Here is a 16,678-nt window from a genome sequence, read left to right as displayed (position 1 = left end):
TTAACGGCTCTTGATCTGAGCCACGTTGTCCTTTACGACAGTTTCACTGCTGGCCAGGTGCAGGCGTTCGCCGCTGTCAGCGTCGAACAGCAGCACCTTGGCCGGGTCGAATTGCAGGTTCAGGCTGTCGCCGACCCGGCAGTCGATATCGGGCGCCAAGCGGCAGCAGACCTTGGTCTGGTTGAGGGTGACGAACACCAAAAGGTCCGGCCCGGTGGGCTCGGTCACCTGCACTTCGGCGCGAATCCCCGGCAGGCCATTGCCCTGGTTTGCACCCAAGCTGATCTGCTCAGGGCGGATACCGAGAATGACCTGGCGGCCGTCGAGGTCATCTTTGGACTGCCCCAGTGGCAGTTCGCAGCGGGCTTGCCCACTGTCGAGCACTGCCATCAGGCGCCCATCCTGATTGGCCAGGCGTACCGCAATGAAGTTCATCGGCGGCGAGCCGATGAAGCTGGCAACGAATTGGTTGGCCGGGTCGTTGTAGATCTGCTGGGGCGTGCCGAACTGCTGAATGATGCCATCCTTCATCACCGCCACTTTGTCGCCCAGGGTCATGGCCTCGATCTGGTCGTGGGTGACATACACCGTGGTGGTTTTCAGGCGCTGGTGCATCAGTTTCATTTCCGTGCGCATCTCCACCCGCAACTTGGCGTCCAGGTTGGACAGCGGCTCGTCGAACAGGTAGATCTTCGGCCGCCGCGCCAGCGCCCGGCCCATGGCCACACGCTGCTGCTGGCCACCGGAAAGCTGTGCCGGCTTGCGCGCCAGCAGGTGCTCGATCTGCAACAGCTTGGCCACCCGCGCCACCTCCTCATCGATGGCAGCCTGGGGCATCTTGCGGATCTTCAGGCCGAACTCGATGTTTTCGCGCACGCTCATGGTCGGGTACAGCGCGTAGCTCTGGAACACCATGGCGATATCGCGATCCTTGGGGCTCATGCCGCTGACATCCTGCCCGTCGATGAGGATTGCGCCACCGGTGATTTGCTCAAGGCCGGCGATGCAGTTCATCAAGGTCGACTTGCCACAGCCGGAAGGGCCCACCAGGATCAGGAACTCGCCATCCTTGATCGCCAACTGGATGTCCTTGAGGGTGTCCGGGAGGCCGGTACCGTAGGTCTTGTTCACATTGCGAAGTTCGAGTGTTGCCATGACTTACCCCTTGACCGCGCCGGCGGTGAGCCCGCGGACGAAATATTTGCCTGCCACCACATAAACCAGCAGGGTTGGCAGACCGGCGATCATTGCCGCCGCCATGTCGACGTTGTATTCCTTGGCCCCAGTGCTGGTGTTGACCAGGTTATTCAGAGCCACGGTGATCGGCTGCGAATCACCGCTGGAAAACACCACGCCGAACAGGAAGTCGTTCCAGATCTGGGTGAACTGCCAGATCAGGCAGACCATGATGATCGGCGTCGACATCGGCAGGATGATGCGGCGGAAAATGGTGAAGAAACCCGCGCCGTCCAGGCGTGCAGCCTTGACCAGGGCATCGGGGATGCTCACGTAGAAGTTGCGAAAGAACAGCGTGGTAAAGGCCAGGCCGTAGACCACGTGCACCAACACCAGGCCGCTGGTGGTGCTGGCCAGCCCCAGCTTGCCGAGGGTGAACGAAGCCGGCAGCAGCACTGTCTGGAACGGCAGGAAGCAGCCGAACAGCAATAGCCCGAAGAACAGCTGCGAGCCGCGAAAGCGCCACATCGCCAGCACATAGCCATTCAGTGCGCCGATGGCTGTAGAGATCAGTACCGCCGGCACGGTGATCATGATCGAGTTCCAGAAGTAGCCACTGACCGTTTCCCAGGCCTTGACCCAGCCGATGCCGGTAATTACCGCAGGCCAGCTCAGCAGGTTGCCGGTACTGATGTCTTCCGGGGACTTGAAGCTGGTCAACAGCATCACCACCAGCGGCACCAGGTACAGCAGCACGGCGATCAGCAGTACCGCATGGATGGCGATACGGCTGAGGCTGACCGGCGATTTGATCGACGCGTCACGCATGGCGCTTGCTCCTGAGTTCCGAATACAGGTACGGCACGAGGATCGCCAGGATCGCCCCGAGCATCAGGATGGCGCTGGCCGAACCCATGCCCATCTGGCCACGGCTGAAGGTGAAGGAGTACATGAACATCGCCGGCAGGTCAGAGGAATAACCAGGCCCACCGGCCGTCATTGCCGCTACCAGGTCGAAACTTTTGATCGCGATATGCGAGAGGATCATCAGCGAGCTGAAAAACACCGGGCGCAGGCTAGGCAGTACCACGGTCCAATAGATACGTGGCAGGCTGGCACCGTCGATTTGCGCAGCGCGAATGATCGACTGGTCGACCCCGCGCAAGCCGGCAAGGAACATCGCCATGATGAAGCCCGAGGCCTGCCATACGGCGGCGATCACCAAGCAGTACACCACCCGGTCAGGGTCGATCAGCCAGTCCAGGCGAAAACCCTCCCAGCCCCAATCGCGCAGCAGCTTGTCCAGCCCCATCCCGGGGTTGAGCAGCCACTTCCAGGCGGTACCGGTGACGATCATCGACAGCGCCATGGGGTACAGGTAGATCGTGCGGATGAAACCCTCGCGGCGGATACGCTGGTCCAGCAACACCGCCAGCAGCACACCAATAGCCAGGCTAATGGCGATGAACAGCCCACCGAAGAGCGCAAGGTTCTTGCTCGCTACCCACCAGCGGTCGTTGTCGAACAAACGGGCGTACTGCGCCAGGCCCGCCCATTTGTAGGTCGGCAGAAAAGTCGAAGTGGTGAAGGACAGCACGAAGGTCCACAGGATGTAGCCGTAAAAGCCCACCAGAACGATGAACATACTCGGCGCCAGCACCAGTTTCGGCAGCCAGCGCTGCAGCGCGTCCAGGGGGGAAGCCCGCAGTTGGGCGGTCAGTGTCGTCATGTTAGCCACCAGGGTAAGGTCAACAGATCACCTGCAGGAGTGGGCTGCCCGCGAACAAGACACTGCGGTGCCAGGCGGTGGCTACGCAGGTGTTCGCGGTTTAACCCGCTCCAGCAGGGATTTGGCCAAGCTCGAACGGGCTATTTGGCAGCCTTGACCGCCGCAGCCAGCTTCTTCGCCGCATCGGCCGGGTCGGCCTTGGGGTCGTTGATGTAGTTGGTCACCACATCGAAGAAGGCACCCTGGACAGCCAGCGAAGTGGCCATGTTGTGCGCCATGCTCGGCTGCAGGCCGCCAGTCTTGGCGTCGGCGAGGAAGTCCTTGGCCGAGGTCTGGGCACACTCGTCGAAGCCGTACTTGCCCATGTCGGCGAGCATGTCGTTACGCACCGGGATCGAGCCCTTGTTGATGCTGAAGACCTTTTGGAAGTCCTGACCCATGACGTTGCGGGCGATGTCCTCCTGACCGGCAGCGGTACCTTTGTCGTTCTGCTTGAACACGACCAGCGAGTCGATGTTGTAGAGGAATGCTTTGTCGGTGCCAGGGAACGGTACGCACTGGTAGTCCTTGCCAGCGGTCTTCTTGGCAAGGGTCCACTCGCTCTTGGCCCAATCGCCCATGATCTGCATGCCGGCCTTGCCATTGATGACCTTGGCCGCTTCCAGGTTCCAATCCTGGCCTTTGCCATCAGGGTCCATGTAGGTGGCGATTTTCTTCAGATCGGTCAATGCCTGGACCATCTGCGGGCCAGTCAGCGCCGCCGGATCCAGGTCGACCAGAGCCTTCTTGTAGCCATCTGCTCCCATCACCGCCAGCACCACGCTTTCGAATACGGTGCTGTCCTGCCAAGGTTGGCCGCCATGGGCGAGCGGGATGAAACCAGCCGCCTTGAGCTTGTCGGCAGCGGCGTAGAATTCATCGAGTGTGGTTGGCGCCTTGTCGATGCCGGCCTTCTTGAAGACGTCCGGGTTGATCCACAGCCAGTTGATGCGGTGGATGTTGACCGGCACCGCAACGTAGGCGCCTTCGTATTTCACGGTGTTGGCGACCTTTTGATCGAGCAAAGCATCCCATTTTTCTTCTTTGGCGACGCTTTCGAGTACCTCTGGGTCCAGCAGCCCGGTGGTCGCCCATTCCTGGATGTCCGGGCCTTTGATCTGGGCGACTCCAGGCGGATTGCCTGCGACGGCGCGGCTTTTGAGCACCGTCATGGCAGTGGCACCGCCACCACCGGCAACAGCGCCGTCCTTCCAGACGAAGCCATCTTTCTCGACGTTCGATTTGAGCACATCGACAGCAGCTTTTTCACCACCGGAGGTCCACCAGTGCACCACTTCGACAGTGCCTTTGGAATCGGCAGCCGACACACTGAGGGGCAGGAGCGAGGCAAGGGAGATCGCGGCGGCGAGGCGGAGGGTAGAATTCATCGCAATACCTTTCTTGTTGTTATGCAGGGCAAGTCGATCGCTTGCATTGCATGGAGTCTAATCAGCGCGCCCGCTTCGCCAGGTAACGAAGCGATGCGCGAATGTCATCGTTTGGTTACATAGTGCGAAACGGCAGTTGCCAGGCTCGGGGCCAATGGCAGGTTGGGCAGCAGTAGTGCTTGATAGGCGTGGTAGAGGTCAGGCTTGCCTGGCCATAGCGTACCGGCTGGGTTGTTGCTGGCATCGAGTTCGTGATGCCAGCTACCGCGATCGCGGTCTATGAAATGCTTGTCGATGAACGCCCAGAAACACTGGTACCACTGCTGATAGCGTGCTTCTGCGGTTCTGCGCCACAAGGCGGCCGCCGTGGCGCAAGCTTCGGCGTGGACCCAGTGCAGGCGTTGCCTGACCACTGGGCGGTTGTCCCAGTCCAGCGTGTAGACAAAGCCTGGCTCACCATCGACGCCCCAGGCCTGGCGACAGGCGCTGTCGAACAAGCCGCAGGCGCATTCCAGCAGCCAATCCGGTGCGCCCTGCCCGGCCAGGCGCAAGCTGGCCTCCAGATGCAGCAGCAGCCGCGCCCACTCCAAGGCATGCCCAGGCGTTGTGCCATAGGGCCGGAACAGATCGGCTTGCTGAGCCTGGTTATAGTGCAGCAGTGGCTGCCAGCTGGCGTCGAAGTGCTCGATGACCCGGTAGCCACTGGCAGTGGCATGGACGTGAATGATGCGCTCGGCAATGCGCAAGGCACGCTGCAACCACAGCGGGTCGCCAGTGGCATCGGCCAGGGCCAGGAATGCTTCGGTGGCGTGCATGTTGCTGTTGGCGCCACGGTAGGGCTCAGGCAATTGCCAGGTACGGGAGAAGCTCTCATCCAGGGCACCCTGCGCCTCGCACCAGAAATGCCCTTCGATCACCCGCACCACATCCCCTAACAACTGCATGGCCCCGGCAACCCCAGCCACTGCCGCAGAGCTGGCTGCCAGCGCCACGAATGCATGCAGGTAGGCAAGCTTGGCATCATCGTTGTGGCCATAAGGATGGCCGAACCAGCCATCATGTTCATGATCGCGCAGTGGCCCCAGCAGGGCCGCGACACCGTGCTCGGCATAGGCAAGGCAGCCCGGCTCGCCCTGCATGTGAGCGATCGCGAAACAATGGGTCATGCGCGCTGTGTTCAGGGTTTGAGCGCTGGCGCCTGGGGCAAGACGCCCTTCGGCATCGAGGCTACCAAAGCCCTCGGGCAACCGGGAGGCCTTGGCGAAGTCGAGCAGCCGCCGCCCTTCTTGCCGCAGCCAGGCTGCATGGGCAGGCGAATCCAGGCAGCTGCCAACAGGGAAATCAAGATTCATGAGCCGGCGCATTCCTTGCCAGTGGTGCTGCGAAGTCTAACCAGCCGACCCGGCCGGCATGTCACGAAGGACTGCGGTTATGTCACCAAGCCGTGACATTCGTCACTCCGCGCTTCGGGGCAAGTGCAGCGTGACGCGCAGGCCGCCCTCGCGCAAATTGAGCAGGCTGACCTCACCGCCGTGGCTGTGAGCGATGTTGCGCGCGATGCCCAAGCCCAGGCCGTAGCCCTGCTGGCTGGCGACCAGACGAAAGTGCGGCTCGAACACCTGTTCCATCTGCTGTTGCGGCACGCCTGGGCCTTGGTCTTCCACCTGCAGCACGAACCCCTGGGGGCTATCGATGATGCGCAGGTGGGCTCGCTCGCCGTACTTGATGGCGTTGTCGATCAGGTTGCCGATGCAACGGCGCAGGGCCAGAGGTTTGCCCGGATACGGGGCCAAAGCCCGACCTTCGACGGTGACCCGCCCATCCTGCAGATATGGCTCGGCCAGAATTTCCAGCACCTGATTGAGGTCGACCGGCTCGATGTTCTCGTGGATATCGGTGTCCTTCACGCATTGCAGCGCCCCTTTGACCAGTAGCTCCAGCTCATCGAGGTCCTGGCTGAACTTGGCCTGCAAGCGCTCGTCTTCAAGTAGCTCCACACGCAGGCGCAAGCGGGTGATCGGGGTACGCAGGTCGTGGGAAATGGCACTGAACAACTGGGAGCGTTCGGTCAGGTAACGGCTGATACGCTCACGCATGCTGTTGAACGCCCGCCCCACTTCCACCACCTCGCTGCCACCGCCTTCGGCCACCGGGGCCACATCGGCGCCGAGGGAAAGCTCACGGGCGGCACGCGCCAAGCGCTTGAGCGGCCAGCTCTGCCAGTGCACCAGCAAGCCGATGAACAGCAACAGCAAAGCCGTGGTCAGCACGATGAAGCCGATCTGCTGGCGGGGCAGACGTTCGGCTTCAAGGCCCGTGTAAGGCTCGGGCAACAACGAGGCGATATACAGCCACTCCCCTTCGCCAAGACGAATTTGGGTGACCAACACCGGTGGGTTGAGTGGCTCCAGGGTCAAAGAGTAATGCGCCCACGAACGCGGCAGCTCGTCGAGTTTCAGGCCGCTGTTGAAAATGCGCAGGTCATCAGGGCTGACGAACTCCACGGAGATTTGCATGCCCTCGCCCAGACGCTCATGCAGTACTTGTTCAAACACCTCGATCACCGCCTGCTTGCGCGGGGTGTTGGGCAACACCGGCATGTCCAGCGGCTTGTCGTTGAGTGACACGAAAAAGCGCGTACCGCCCATGCTGCGCAATTGATCAAGAACCATCGGCCGATAGGCCACCGGCAGTGAGCGAAAGTAACTGACGCTGGCGCTCATCGAGTGAGCCAGGCTGCCAGCGCTGGCGCGCAGACCTTGCAATTGGCTCGCGCGCAACTGCGCAACCCAGATCACGCTCGACAAGCCCTGGGCCAGTAGCACCACCAACAAGGTCAGCAGCAGCATGCGCCCCAGCAATGAGCGCGGCAGCAGGCGCCAGCGCCGCTCAGGACGCGCAGCAGACATGGGCAGCCAGCAGGTAGCCACTGCCACGCACGGTGCGGATCAGCCGTGGCGGCTTGTCGGTATCGCGCAGGCGCTGACGCAGGCGGCTGACCGCCATGTCGACGATGCGGTCCAGCGGCATCGGCTCGCGGCCACGGGTGGCGTTGCCGATGGTGTCGCGGTCGAGAATCTGTTGAGGGTGGTCGAGAAACAGCTTCAGCAGGGCGAAGTCGGCCCCGGACAGGATCACCTCTTCACCATCGCGGTGGAACAGGCGGTGGCTGATGGTATCCAGGCGCCAGTCATCGAAGGCCAGTACGGTGTTGCCAGGCGCTGCCTGCCCGAATTCGCTGCGCCGCAGCAGGGCCTTGATGCGCGCCTGCAGTTCACGCGGGCTGAACGGTTTGCCCAAGTAATCGTCGGCCCCCAACTCCAGGCCGATGACCCGGTCTGCCTCATCGGAGCTGGCCGTCAGCATGATGATCGGCACCCGCGACAGGCGTGGGTGCTGACGCACCCAGCGGCACAGGCTGAAGCCATCTTCGTCGGGCAGCATGACGTCGAGGATCACCAACTCACATGGGGTGGTTTCCAGCGCGCGGCGAAAACCCTGGCCATCGGCTTCGGCATGCACCTGGAAGCCGGCGCGGCTCAGGTAGGTTTGCAACAACTCGCGTATTTCCTGATCGTCGTCGACCATCAGGATCGATTTTCCGGCAGTGCTCAAGGTATCCCGCCCTCTTTTCATCGCAGGTCTTCGTCGCCTGCTGTTGGGGGCGCTTAGCGCCCGTCAGTGATCCAATGCTTGCTGTAATGCCACCCCTGCCCCCAACAGTCCAGAGAATTCCGCCGTCACCAGCCATACCGGCACCCCGGCGAAATAGCCGCTCATGCAGCCTTTGTCGGCGAAACTCTCGGCAAACCCGCTGCGCAGGAACAGGTCGGCAAAACGCGGGATCACGCCGCCGACAATATAAACCCCGCCGCGGGCCCCCAGGGTCAGTACATTGTTGCCCGCCACGCGCCCGAGAAAACGGCAGAACTGCTCGATCACCGCCAGCGCCCGTGGCTCGCCGCCCAGCGCTGCATCGGTGATCTGAGCCGGGGATGTATGGCGGGGCATATCGCCGTCCAGCGCGCACATGGCCTGATACAACCGCACCAGGCCGCCGCCGCTCAGCACCGTCTCGGCGCTGACGTGGCCGATCTGGCTTTGGATCTGCTGATGGATCGCAGCTTCGCGGGCATTGCCCACCGGCAGGTCGACATGCCCGCCCTCCCCCGGCAGCGCCTGCCAGCGCTGCTCGCCATGGCGCAGCAGGCTGCCGACGCCAAGGCCAGTGCCCGGGCCGATCACCAATGCCGGCCGTGCTGGGTCCGCCTGGCCTGGGCATACTTCACGATACTCACCGGGTTGTAAGCGGGTCATGCCCAGGGCCTGGGCCGAAAAATCGTTGGTCAACAGTAGCCGCTCGACCTGCAAGGTCTGGCAGAACGCCTTGCGGCTGAGCCGCCAGTGGTTGTTGGTAAAGCGAAATTCATCGCCATCCACTGGCCCGGCTACCGCCAGGCACACCGCCGCCAAACCGCCACGGGCAATGCCGTGGCTGTTCAGGTAGGCCTGGATGGCTTGCTCAGGGCTGGTGTAATCCGCCGTCGCGAACACCTGGACCTGGTACAGCTGGTTGTCACGCCACAACGCAAAACGGGCATTGGTGCCACCGATGTCGCCAACCAGCAGGTCCTTCATTTGAGGTTCTCCAGAGCCGAAGTGAAGGCGCTCGCGCCCTGCTCTGCCGGGCTGAACGCCATACGCATGAAGCCGAACAACTCACGGCCGCAGCCCAGGTCGTTGCCTTGGGGTGCCGGCGGCAGATCACGGCTGGCCAGTTCCTCGGCCGACACCATCACCCGCAGCGTGCCTTCGACGCCATCGACCCGCACGATATCACCATCTTGCACCCGTGCCAGCGGGCCACCATCGAATGCCTCAGGGCAAACATGAATGGCTGCCGGGATTTTGCCCGAGGCACCTGACATGCGCCCGTCGGTCACCAGCGCCACTTTGTAGCCACGGTCTTGCAGCACCCCCAAAAACGGCGTCAGCTTGTGCAGCTCGGGCATGCCATTGCAGCGCGGCCCCTGGAAGCGCACCACGGCCACGAAATCGCGCTCCAGCTCGCCAGCCTTGAACGCCTCGGCCAGCGACTGCTGGTCATGGAACACCTTGGCTGGCGCCTCGACGACCTGATGCTCTAGGGCCACTGCCGAAACCTTCATCACGCCGCGGCCCAGGTTGCCTTCCATCACCCGCAGGCCGCCCTCTGCGGAGAATGGCCTGGCCACCGGGCGCAGGATACTTTCGTCAAGGCTTTGCGCGGGCCCTTCGCGCCACACCAGTTTACCGTCGTCCAGGAACGGCTCCTGGGTGTAGCGGCGCAGGCCATGGCCGGCCACGGTGTTGACGTCCTCGTGCATCAAGCCGGCATCGAGCAGTTCGCGGATCAGGAAGGCCATGCCGCCAGCGGCCTGGAAATGATTGATGTCAGCCTTGCCGTTCGGGTACACGTGGGACAGGGTCGGCACTACCTCGGACAGGTCGGCCATGTCTTGCCAGGTCAGCTGGATCCCTGCTGCCTGGGCGATCGCCGGGATGTGCAGGGTATGGTTGGTCGAACCTCCCGTGGCGTGCAAGGCCACGATGGCATTGACCAGCGCCTTCTCGTCGACGATTTCGCCCAGTGGCATGAAGCTGCCGCTGGCCTTGGTCATGCGCGTCACCTGCTGCGCGGCTTCGGCGGTCAAGGCATCGCGCAGCGGCGTGTACGGGTTCACGAACGAGGCGCCTGGCAGGTGCAGGCCCATGACTTCCATCACCAGCTGATTGGTGTTGGCGGTGCCGTAGAAGGTGCAGGTACCGGGGCTGTGGTAGGAGTTCATCTCCGACTCCAGCAGCTCTTCACGGGTGGCTTTGCCCTCGGCATAGCGCTGGCGCACATCGGCCTTCTGCTTGTTGGAAATGCCGGAAACCATCGGCCCGCCTGGGACGAAAATGGTCGGCAAGTGGCCAAAGCGCAAGGCCCCCATCATCAGACCGGGGACGATCTTGTCGCAGATGCCGAGCATCAGGGCGGCATCGAACATGTTGTGCGACAACGCCACCGCCGTGGACATGGCGATCACTTCGCGGCTGGCGATGGCCAACTCCATGCCCGGTTCGCCCTGGGTCACACCATCGCACATGGCCGGCACGCCTCCGGCAAACTGGCCTACCGAACCCACCTCACGCAGCGCCTGTTTGATCTGCTCGGGAAAATGCAGATAGGGCTGGTGCGCCGAAAGCATATCGTTGTAGGCCGAAACGATGGCGACGTTGGCGGCATTCATCAAGCGCAGGGTCTGCTTGTCATCGGCGCCGCAACCGGCCACGCCGTGGGCGAAGTTGGCGCATTGCAGGCTGGCGCGCATGGGGCCGTCACTGGCCGCACCACGAATCAGCTCAAGGTAGCGTTCGCGGGTGGCACGGCTGCGTTCGATCAGCCGTTGGGTGACCTCAAGGATGCGCGGATGCATGTACTGGACTCCAGGCTAATTGTAAGGGCGGTTTACCGGGCAGTGCTGGCGACGATTACGGCCTAGGCTCAAGGTAGAGCGGCCCGCAGCATCGGTGAGGCACATGCCCAACCACTCGTTGTAGGTTTAACCAAAATACTGCCATCAAAAAGGCTTGTTTTCTATCTCGGAGTGAATAATCTTGTAATTCCAACAACAAAACCGTTTCAGTGAAGCGTCATTTTTGCCATAGCTTCCACTCGAACCGCCAGAGGTACTGCCATGACTTTACGTATCGCCATCAATGGATTCGGCCGCATCGGGCGCAATGTGCTGCGCGCACTGTATACCCAAGGCTACCGCCAGGACCTGCAGGTCGTCGCCATCAACGATTTGGGTGACAGCGCCATGAATGCCCACCTGCTCAAGTATGACAGCGTGCATGGTGCGTTCGATGCACACGTGCAGGCTGACCATGAGAGCATCACGGTCAACGGCGATCGCATCGCGGTCAGCGCCATCCGCAACCCGGCGGAGCTGCCGTGGAAGGCCGAGGCGATCGATGTGGTGTTCGAGTGCACCGGGCTGTTCACCGACCGCGCCAAGGCGGCTGCGCACCTCACGGCAGGCGCAGGCAAAGTGATCGTCTCGGCCCCAGGAAAGGGGGTGGATGCCACCGTGGTATACGGGGTTAACCACGATATCCTGCGCGCTTCGCACCAGGTGATCTCCAATGCCTCGTGCACCACCAATTGCCTGGCCCCCATCGCCCAGGTGCTGCACCGCGAGTTCGGCATCGAACAAGGGCTCATGACCACCATCCACGCCTACACCAACGATCAGGTGCTGACTGACGTCTATCACAGCGACCCCTACCGCGCTCGCTCGGCTACCCAGTCGATGATCCCGAGCAAGACCGGCGCTGCCGAGGCCGTCGGCCTGGTGCTACCGGAGCTGGCCGGCAAACTCACCGGCATGGCCGTGCGGGTACCGGTGATCAACGTGTCGCTGGTCGACCTGACCGTCAACCTCAAGCGCGAGGCCACAGCCGAGCAGGTCAACCAGCTGTTCCTCGAAGCCAGCCGCCATTCCAAGGTGCTCGGCTACAACGCCTTGCCATTGGTATCGTGCGACTTCAATCACAATCCGCTTTCGTCGATTTTCGATGCCAACCATACCCGCGCCAACGGGCGCATGCTCAAGGTGCTGGCCTGGTACGACAATGAGTGGGGGTTCTCCAACCGTATGCTGGACAACTGCCTGGCATTGGCCAACGCCCGCTAAGGGCGATTGGGCAACATGGGTAGTTTGCAGACCGAGCGCCGCGCCTGCGACGCTCGGTAGAGCGCGGGCTGGACATGCGCTGACAATCCCGGTCTTGACCTGAAGACTACATGATAAGCATTATCATTATCTTTTGGTCGACCAGGTCCCCCTGTGAGTCAGTCTCGGTTCCACTCCGTCTTCCTCATCCAGCGCCTCTCCCTGTTGCGCACGTTGCAACGCATGGTAGGTAACCCCAGCACCGCCGAAGATCTGTTGCAGGAAACTTACCTGCGAGTTTCCCGCGCGCTGGGTGAGCGCCCCATCGCGCACCTCGAACCGTTCGTGTTCCAGACTGCCCGCAACCTGGCGCTGGACCATCTGCGAGCACGTCGCGTGCAGTCGCGCATGCTGGTCGACGATGTACCCGAGCAGGTGCTGCACAATGTCGCCTCGCCAGTGAGTAGCAGCGAAGATGCCGCCCATGCAGCCCAACTGCTTGAGCATCTGAGCGTCAGCCTCAATCAGTTGAGCCAACGCCAGCAGCGCATTTTCATCCTCAGCCGCCTGCAAGGGGCCAGTTATCTGGAAATTGCCGAGCAACTGCAGATCTCGGCCAGCACAGTTCAGAAAGAGCTGAAGCTGATCATGGCCATCTGCATGGGCGTGGCCGAGCGCCACAAATGAACGTGCCGTGCCCTTGCCATGCCTGGCCCAAGCCTTGATCATCCGCAAAACCCTCAGCAAGGACCCACCGTGACCGACAGCCCCGCCACTCGCCCACCAGCCAACGGGCCCGAAGCCCGCGCCCGTGCGCAGGACGAGGCGCTGGACTGGCTCGTGCGCCTGCAATGCGCCAGCGCCGAAGACACCGCCGCTTTCGAGCAGTGGCTCAGCGCGGGTCCGCTGAACGCGCAAGCCTATGTCGAAGCCGAAGCCTTGTGGAACGGCACGCCAATGCGCCAAGCCGCGATGCAGTTGAATCAGCGTCAACGCCGCTCGCTACGCGGCCGCCTGCGCGCGCACTACAAGCCTCTGGCCAGTGCCGCAGTGCTGCTGGTCGGGCTCTTCACCTTTGGCAACCTGCCAGTGCGCCTACAAGCCGATCACCTGACCGTAGTGGGTGAGCGTCAGCGTCTGGAGCTGGTCGACGGCACCAAGGTGCTGCTCAACACCGACTCCGCATTCGCCAGCGACCTGCGGGGCGGCCACGAGGTAGCGCGGCTGTTGCAAGGTGAGGCGTACTTCCAAGTGCCCGGTGGTACTCAGGCGCCCCTGGACGTTCAGGCCGGGCCTCTGCGCGCCCAGGTGCACGACACCGATTTTGCAGTGCGCTACCTCGATGGCGAGGCCCAGGTACGCGTTCAGCGCGGCGATGTCGACCTGCAGGGTCGCAGCGATCAGCGCATCCGCCTGCGTGCTGGCGACAGTATCAGTGTCGGCCCCAACGGCTTCGGCCAGCGGCAACGCCCAGACATGCGCAAAGACCTGGCTTGGGTCGACGGCCGTTTGATATTCGAAAACTGCCCTCTTAGCCAGGTGCTGGCAGAAGTGCGACGTTATTACCCAGGCTGGATCATCAACCGCAATAGCCACCTCGACACGCTGACAGTGACCGGCAATTACCGCCTCGACCAGCCGCTCGAAACCTTGCGCGCGCTGGCTCACATCACCTCCGCGCAGCTGCACGAATTCCCTGCGGTGGTCATCATCAACTGAGTAAAAAACATTTTTACGCGATTTCCCCGCTGGCCCGTCTCGTTATAGCCAATGCAACTGATTCTTGTTCAACAAAGAGAACAGTCGTCCCTATAACAACTCGCGCGTCTGGGAGCGCTTTCGATGTCCACAGGTCCAAACCGCCCGTCCACCCGTCCCCGCCGTACCGGCCAACTGTCGCTGCTGACGCTGGCACTGCTTGCAAGCGGTGCCTGTAGCCTGCCGGCGCTGGCTGTAGAACCGGCCCAGGCCAGCAGCTCGCGCATGGGCGACTACCGCTTCAACATTGCCCAGCAGCCGCTGGTCGAAGCCATAAACGCATTCACCCAAGTCACCGGGTGGCAGATCGGCTTCAGCGCTGACCTGGCCCAAGGCGTTGCCTCGCCGGGTGTACAGGGGTCGCTGCCAGCCCAAGCGGCGCTACAGCGCCTACTCCAAGGCACCGGGTTGAGCTTTCGCAGCATTGGCCAAGGCAATGTGGTACTCGAACGCCTGCCAGGGAACAACGTGATCGCTTTGCAGCAGATGACTGTCAGCGCCACCCGAAGCGCCCAGGACGTGACCCGAGTACCGAGCACTGTCACCGTCCAGAGCCGCGAGCAATTGGACCGGCAGAACGTCAACACCATCCAGGAGCTGGTCCGCTATGAACCGGGTGTGTCGGTGGCCGGCACCGGACAGCGCAGCGGCCTGAACGGCTACAACATCCGAGGTATCGACGGCGAGCGCATCCTCACCCAGGTCGACGGTGTATCGATCCCCGACAGCTTCTTCTATGGCCCCTACGCCCAGACCCAGCGCAACTACGTCGACCCCGAGATCGTCAAGCGCGTGGAAATCCTTCGTGGACCAGCTTCGGTGCTGTATGGCAGCAACGCCATCGGTGGTGCGGTCAGCTACTTCACCCTCGACCCGCAAGACATCATCAAGCCCGGCAAGGACCTCGGCGCGCGACTGAAAACCGGCTATAGCTCGACCGATGACAGTTGGCTGACCTCGGCCACCGTGGCTGGCCGCTCGGGGGATTTCGACGGCCTGCTGCACCTGAGCCAGCGCAACGGCCACGAAAGCGAATCCTACGGCAGCCATGGCGGCACCGGGTTGGGCCGCACCCAGGCGAACCCGGAGGATGTGCGCACTACCAACGTACTGGCCAAACTGGGCTGGAACTATGCCGACGATGCCCGCCTGGGCTTGACTTATGAACGCTACAAGGACGATCGCGACCAGAACATTCTTAGCGCCGTCGGCGGCCCATTCACCAACGGTACTGGCCTTGGCATGTACAAAAGCCGCCAAGGCAACGACACCATCACCCGCGAACGCTTTGGTATCAACCACGCGTTCAGCCTCGATTCCGTGCTCGCCGACCACCTCAAGTGGAGCCTGAACTACCAAGTCGCCAAAACCGACCAGCGCACCGAGGAGGTGTACTTCCCGTTCAGCCGCACGGTGCTGCGAACCCGCGATACCACCTACAAGGACCGCCAGTGGGTGTTCGATGCCCAGGTGGACAAGGCTTTCAGTATCGGCGCCAGCGATCACCTGCTGACCTACGGCACCACCCTCAAGCACGAGCAGGTCACTGGCGCGCGCAGCGGTACCGGCACCTGCCTGGCGGTCGGCGGCGCCTGCCGCAGCATCGGCCAGGTCAGCACCAGCGATGCCCAGGCGCTGGTCAGTGACTTCCCGGACCCCACCGTTAACACCTACAGCCTGTTCGTACAGGATGAGATCCGCTGGAACGACTGGACCTTCCTGCCCGGCGCACGCTACGACTACACGCGCATGCAGCCCAAGTTCACCGAACAGTTCCTGAGGGGCATCCAAGGCTCGGGCACCGCCCCTGCCAGCCTCGACGACGCTGACAAGAAGTGGCACCGCGTGTCGCCCAAGTTCGGCATGACCTACGCTTTCAACGACCATTACACCTGGTATGGCCAGTACGCCGAAGGCTTCCGCACCCCGACGGCCAAATCGATGTACGGGCGCTTTGAAAACCCGACACTGGGTTACAGCGTGCAGGGCAATCCCGGCCTAGAACCGGAAAAGAGCAAAAGCTACGAAACCGGCCTGCGCGGCAACTTCGACGCCGGCAACTTCGACGTGGCGGTGTTCTACAACAAGTACCGCGACTTCATCGACGAAGATGCCGTGCAGTCGGCCAACTTGGAAACCACCTTCCAGGCCAACAACATCAAGCGCGCCACCATCAAGGGCGCCGAGGTCAAGGGCCGGGTGAACCTGGACCACTTCGGTGCACCGCAAGGTCTGTATACCCAGGGATCGATCGCCTACGCCCATGGTCGCAACGACGACAACGGCCAGCCGCTGAACAGCGTCAACCCGCTGACCGGCGTGTTCGGCCTGGGTTACGAACAGGCGAACTACGGCGGCCTGCTGAGCTGGACCCTGGTCAAGCGCAAGACCCGCGTCGACGACACCACCTTCTTCGCGCCAGATGGCCAGAGCTCGCAGTTCCGCACACCTGGCTACGGTGTCCTGGACCTGAGCGGCTTCTACAAAGTCACCGACGATGTCACCGTCAACGCCGGGCTGTACAACCTGACCGACAAGAAATACTGGCAGTGGGACTCGGTGCGCGGCTACGACGGCCAGGGTGAAGCTGGCGTGACCCAACCGGCCAACCTCGACCGCCTGACCATGCCAGGGCGCAACTTCGCCATCAACGTGGTGTGGGATATCTGACTCAAGAAGCGGCCTTGCGTTGCGAACAGATTGCCCAGCAGCCCCAGGAATCGACTCAGCAATGCTGAATTCCGGGGGCCGCTTTGCGGCCCTTTCGCGACGCAGGCCCACCCATCAAGAGCAGGGCATTGAAATCTCGCAAACATCCTAATGCTGTTCACTTACGCCTAGAGGCTCGGCTTGAGCTCTTCGGTGGAGCGCAGATCGAGCGCCGC

13 protein-coding genes are annotated in these 16,678 nt (G+C 62.3%); 4 read left to right on the top strand and 9 right to left on the bottom strand.

What is annotated here, in order from left to right; translation table 11 throughout:
- The 9 genes from ugpC to edd all read right to left on the bottom strand — a co-directional run bounded on the left by ugpC (nt 1) and on the right by edd (nt 10,793).
- Nucleotides 1-1,155, bottom strand: coding sequence for a sn-glycerol-3-phosphate ABC transporter ATP-binding protein UgpC (ugpC, locus tag J5M56_RS21045; protein ID WP_207937708.1), 1,155 nt, complete (start codon nt 1,153-1,155; stop codon nt 1-3).
- A gap of 3 nt (nt 1,156-1,158) precedes the next feature.
- Nucleotides 1,159-2,004 (bottom strand): carbohydrate ABC transporter permease, encoded by an 846-nt coding sequence (locus tag J5M56_RS21040; RefSeq protein ID WP_207937707.1) that lies wholly within the window; start codon nt 2,002-2,004, stop codon nt 1,159-1,161.
- Nucleotides 1,997-2,905 carry a sugar ABC transporter permease gene (locus J5M56_RS21035; protein WP_060480160.1) on the bottom strand — a complete coding sequence of 303 codons (909 nt, stop codon included), beginning with the start codon at nt 2,903-2,905 and terminating at the stop codon, nt 1,997-1,999. Before J5M56_RS21035 ends, J5M56_RS21040 begins: the two co-directional genes overlap by 8 nt.
- Before the next feature lie 140 nt (nt 2,906-3,045).
- Nucleotides 3,046-4,332 (bottom strand): ABC transporter substrate-binding protein, encoded by a 1,287-nt coding sequence (locus J5M56_RS21030; RefSeq protein WP_207937706.1) that lies wholly within the window; start codon nt 4,330-4,332, stop codon nt 3,046-3,048.
- Nucleotides 4,333-4,436: 104 nt separating this feature from the next.
- Nucleotides 4,437-5,684 (bottom strand): AGE family epimerase/isomerase, encoded by a 1,248-nt coding sequence (locus J5M56_RS21025; RefSeq protein WP_243430856.1) that lies wholly within the window; start codon nt 5,682-5,684, stop codon nt 4,437-4,439.
- Between the two features lie 102 nt (nt 5,685-5,786).
- Nucleotides 5,787-7,241 carry an ATP-binding protein gene (locus J5M56_RS21020; RefSeq protein ID WP_243430855.1) on the bottom strand — a complete coding sequence of 485 codons (1,455 nt, stop codon included), beginning with the start codon at nt 7,239-7,241 and terminating at the stop codon, nt 5,787-5,789.
- On the bottom strand, nt 7,222-7,947 hold the full coding sequence (gene gltR, locus J5M56_RS21015) for a two-component system response regulator GltR (RefSeq protein ID WP_060480164.1): 726 nt from the start codon (nt 7,945-7,947) through the stop codon (nt 7,222-7,224). Before gltR ends, J5M56_RS21020 begins: the two co-directional genes overlap by 20 nt.
- Nucleotides 7,948-8,010: 63 nt before the next feature.
- On the bottom strand, nt 8,011-8,970 hold the full coding sequence (locus J5M56_RS21010; protein WP_186477726.1) for a glucokinase: 960 nt from the start codon (nt 8,968-8,970) through the stop codon (nt 8,011-8,013).
- Nucleotides 8,967-10,793, bottom strand: coding sequence for a phosphogluconate dehydratase (edd, locus tag J5M56_RS21005; protein ID WP_060480166.1), 1,827 nt, complete (start codon nt 10,791-10,793; stop codon nt 8,967-8,969). The genes J5M56_RS21010 and edd overlap by 4 nt, the downstream gene beginning before the upstream one ends.
- Nucleotides 10,794-11,054: 261 nt before the next feature.
- On the opposite strand from edd, the gene gap reads away from it, so the two are divergent.
- The 4 genes from gap (at nt 11,055) to J5M56_RS20985 (ending at nt 16,463) form a co-directional block, all read left to right on the top strand.
- Entirely contained in the window at nt 11,055-12,056 is a 1,002-nt protein-coding gene (gene gap / locus J5M56_RS21000; protein WP_060480167.1) for a type I glyceraldehyde-3-phosphate dehydrogenase, read from the top strand.
- 153 nt (nt 12,057-12,209) lie between these two features.
- The gene (locus tag J5M56_RS20995; RefSeq protein WP_060480168.1) at nt 12,210-12,722 is read left to right on the top strand and encodes an RNA polymerase sigma factor; all 513 of its coding nucleotides are present in this window, start codon (nt 12,210-12,212) and stop codon (nt 12,720-12,722) included.
- 69 nt (nt 12,723-12,791) lie between these two features.
- Nucleotides 12,792-13,754, top strand: a complete 963-nt coding sequence (locus J5M56_RS20990) for a FecR domain-containing protein (protein ID WP_186477724.1) — start codon at nt 12,792-12,794, stop codon at nt 13,752-13,754.
- Nucleotides 13,755-13,877: 123 nt separating this feature from the next.
- Nucleotides 13,878-16,463 (top strand): TonB-dependent receptor, encoded by a 2,586-nt coding sequence (locus J5M56_RS20985; RefSeq protein ID WP_207937704.1) that lies wholly within the window; start codon nt 13,878-13,880, stop codon nt 16,461-16,463.
- Nucleotides 16,464-16,678: the final 215 nt, after the last annotated feature.

The sequence above is a fragment of the Pseudomonas sp. 51_B genome (assembly GCF_017491595.1).
Taxonomy (GTDB): Bacteria; Pseudomonadota; Gammaproteobacteria; order Pseudomonadales; family Pseudomonadaceae; genus Aquipseudomonas; species Aquipseudomonas promysalinigenes.
This window is presented reverse-complemented; position numbering and strand designations above follow the sequence as displayed.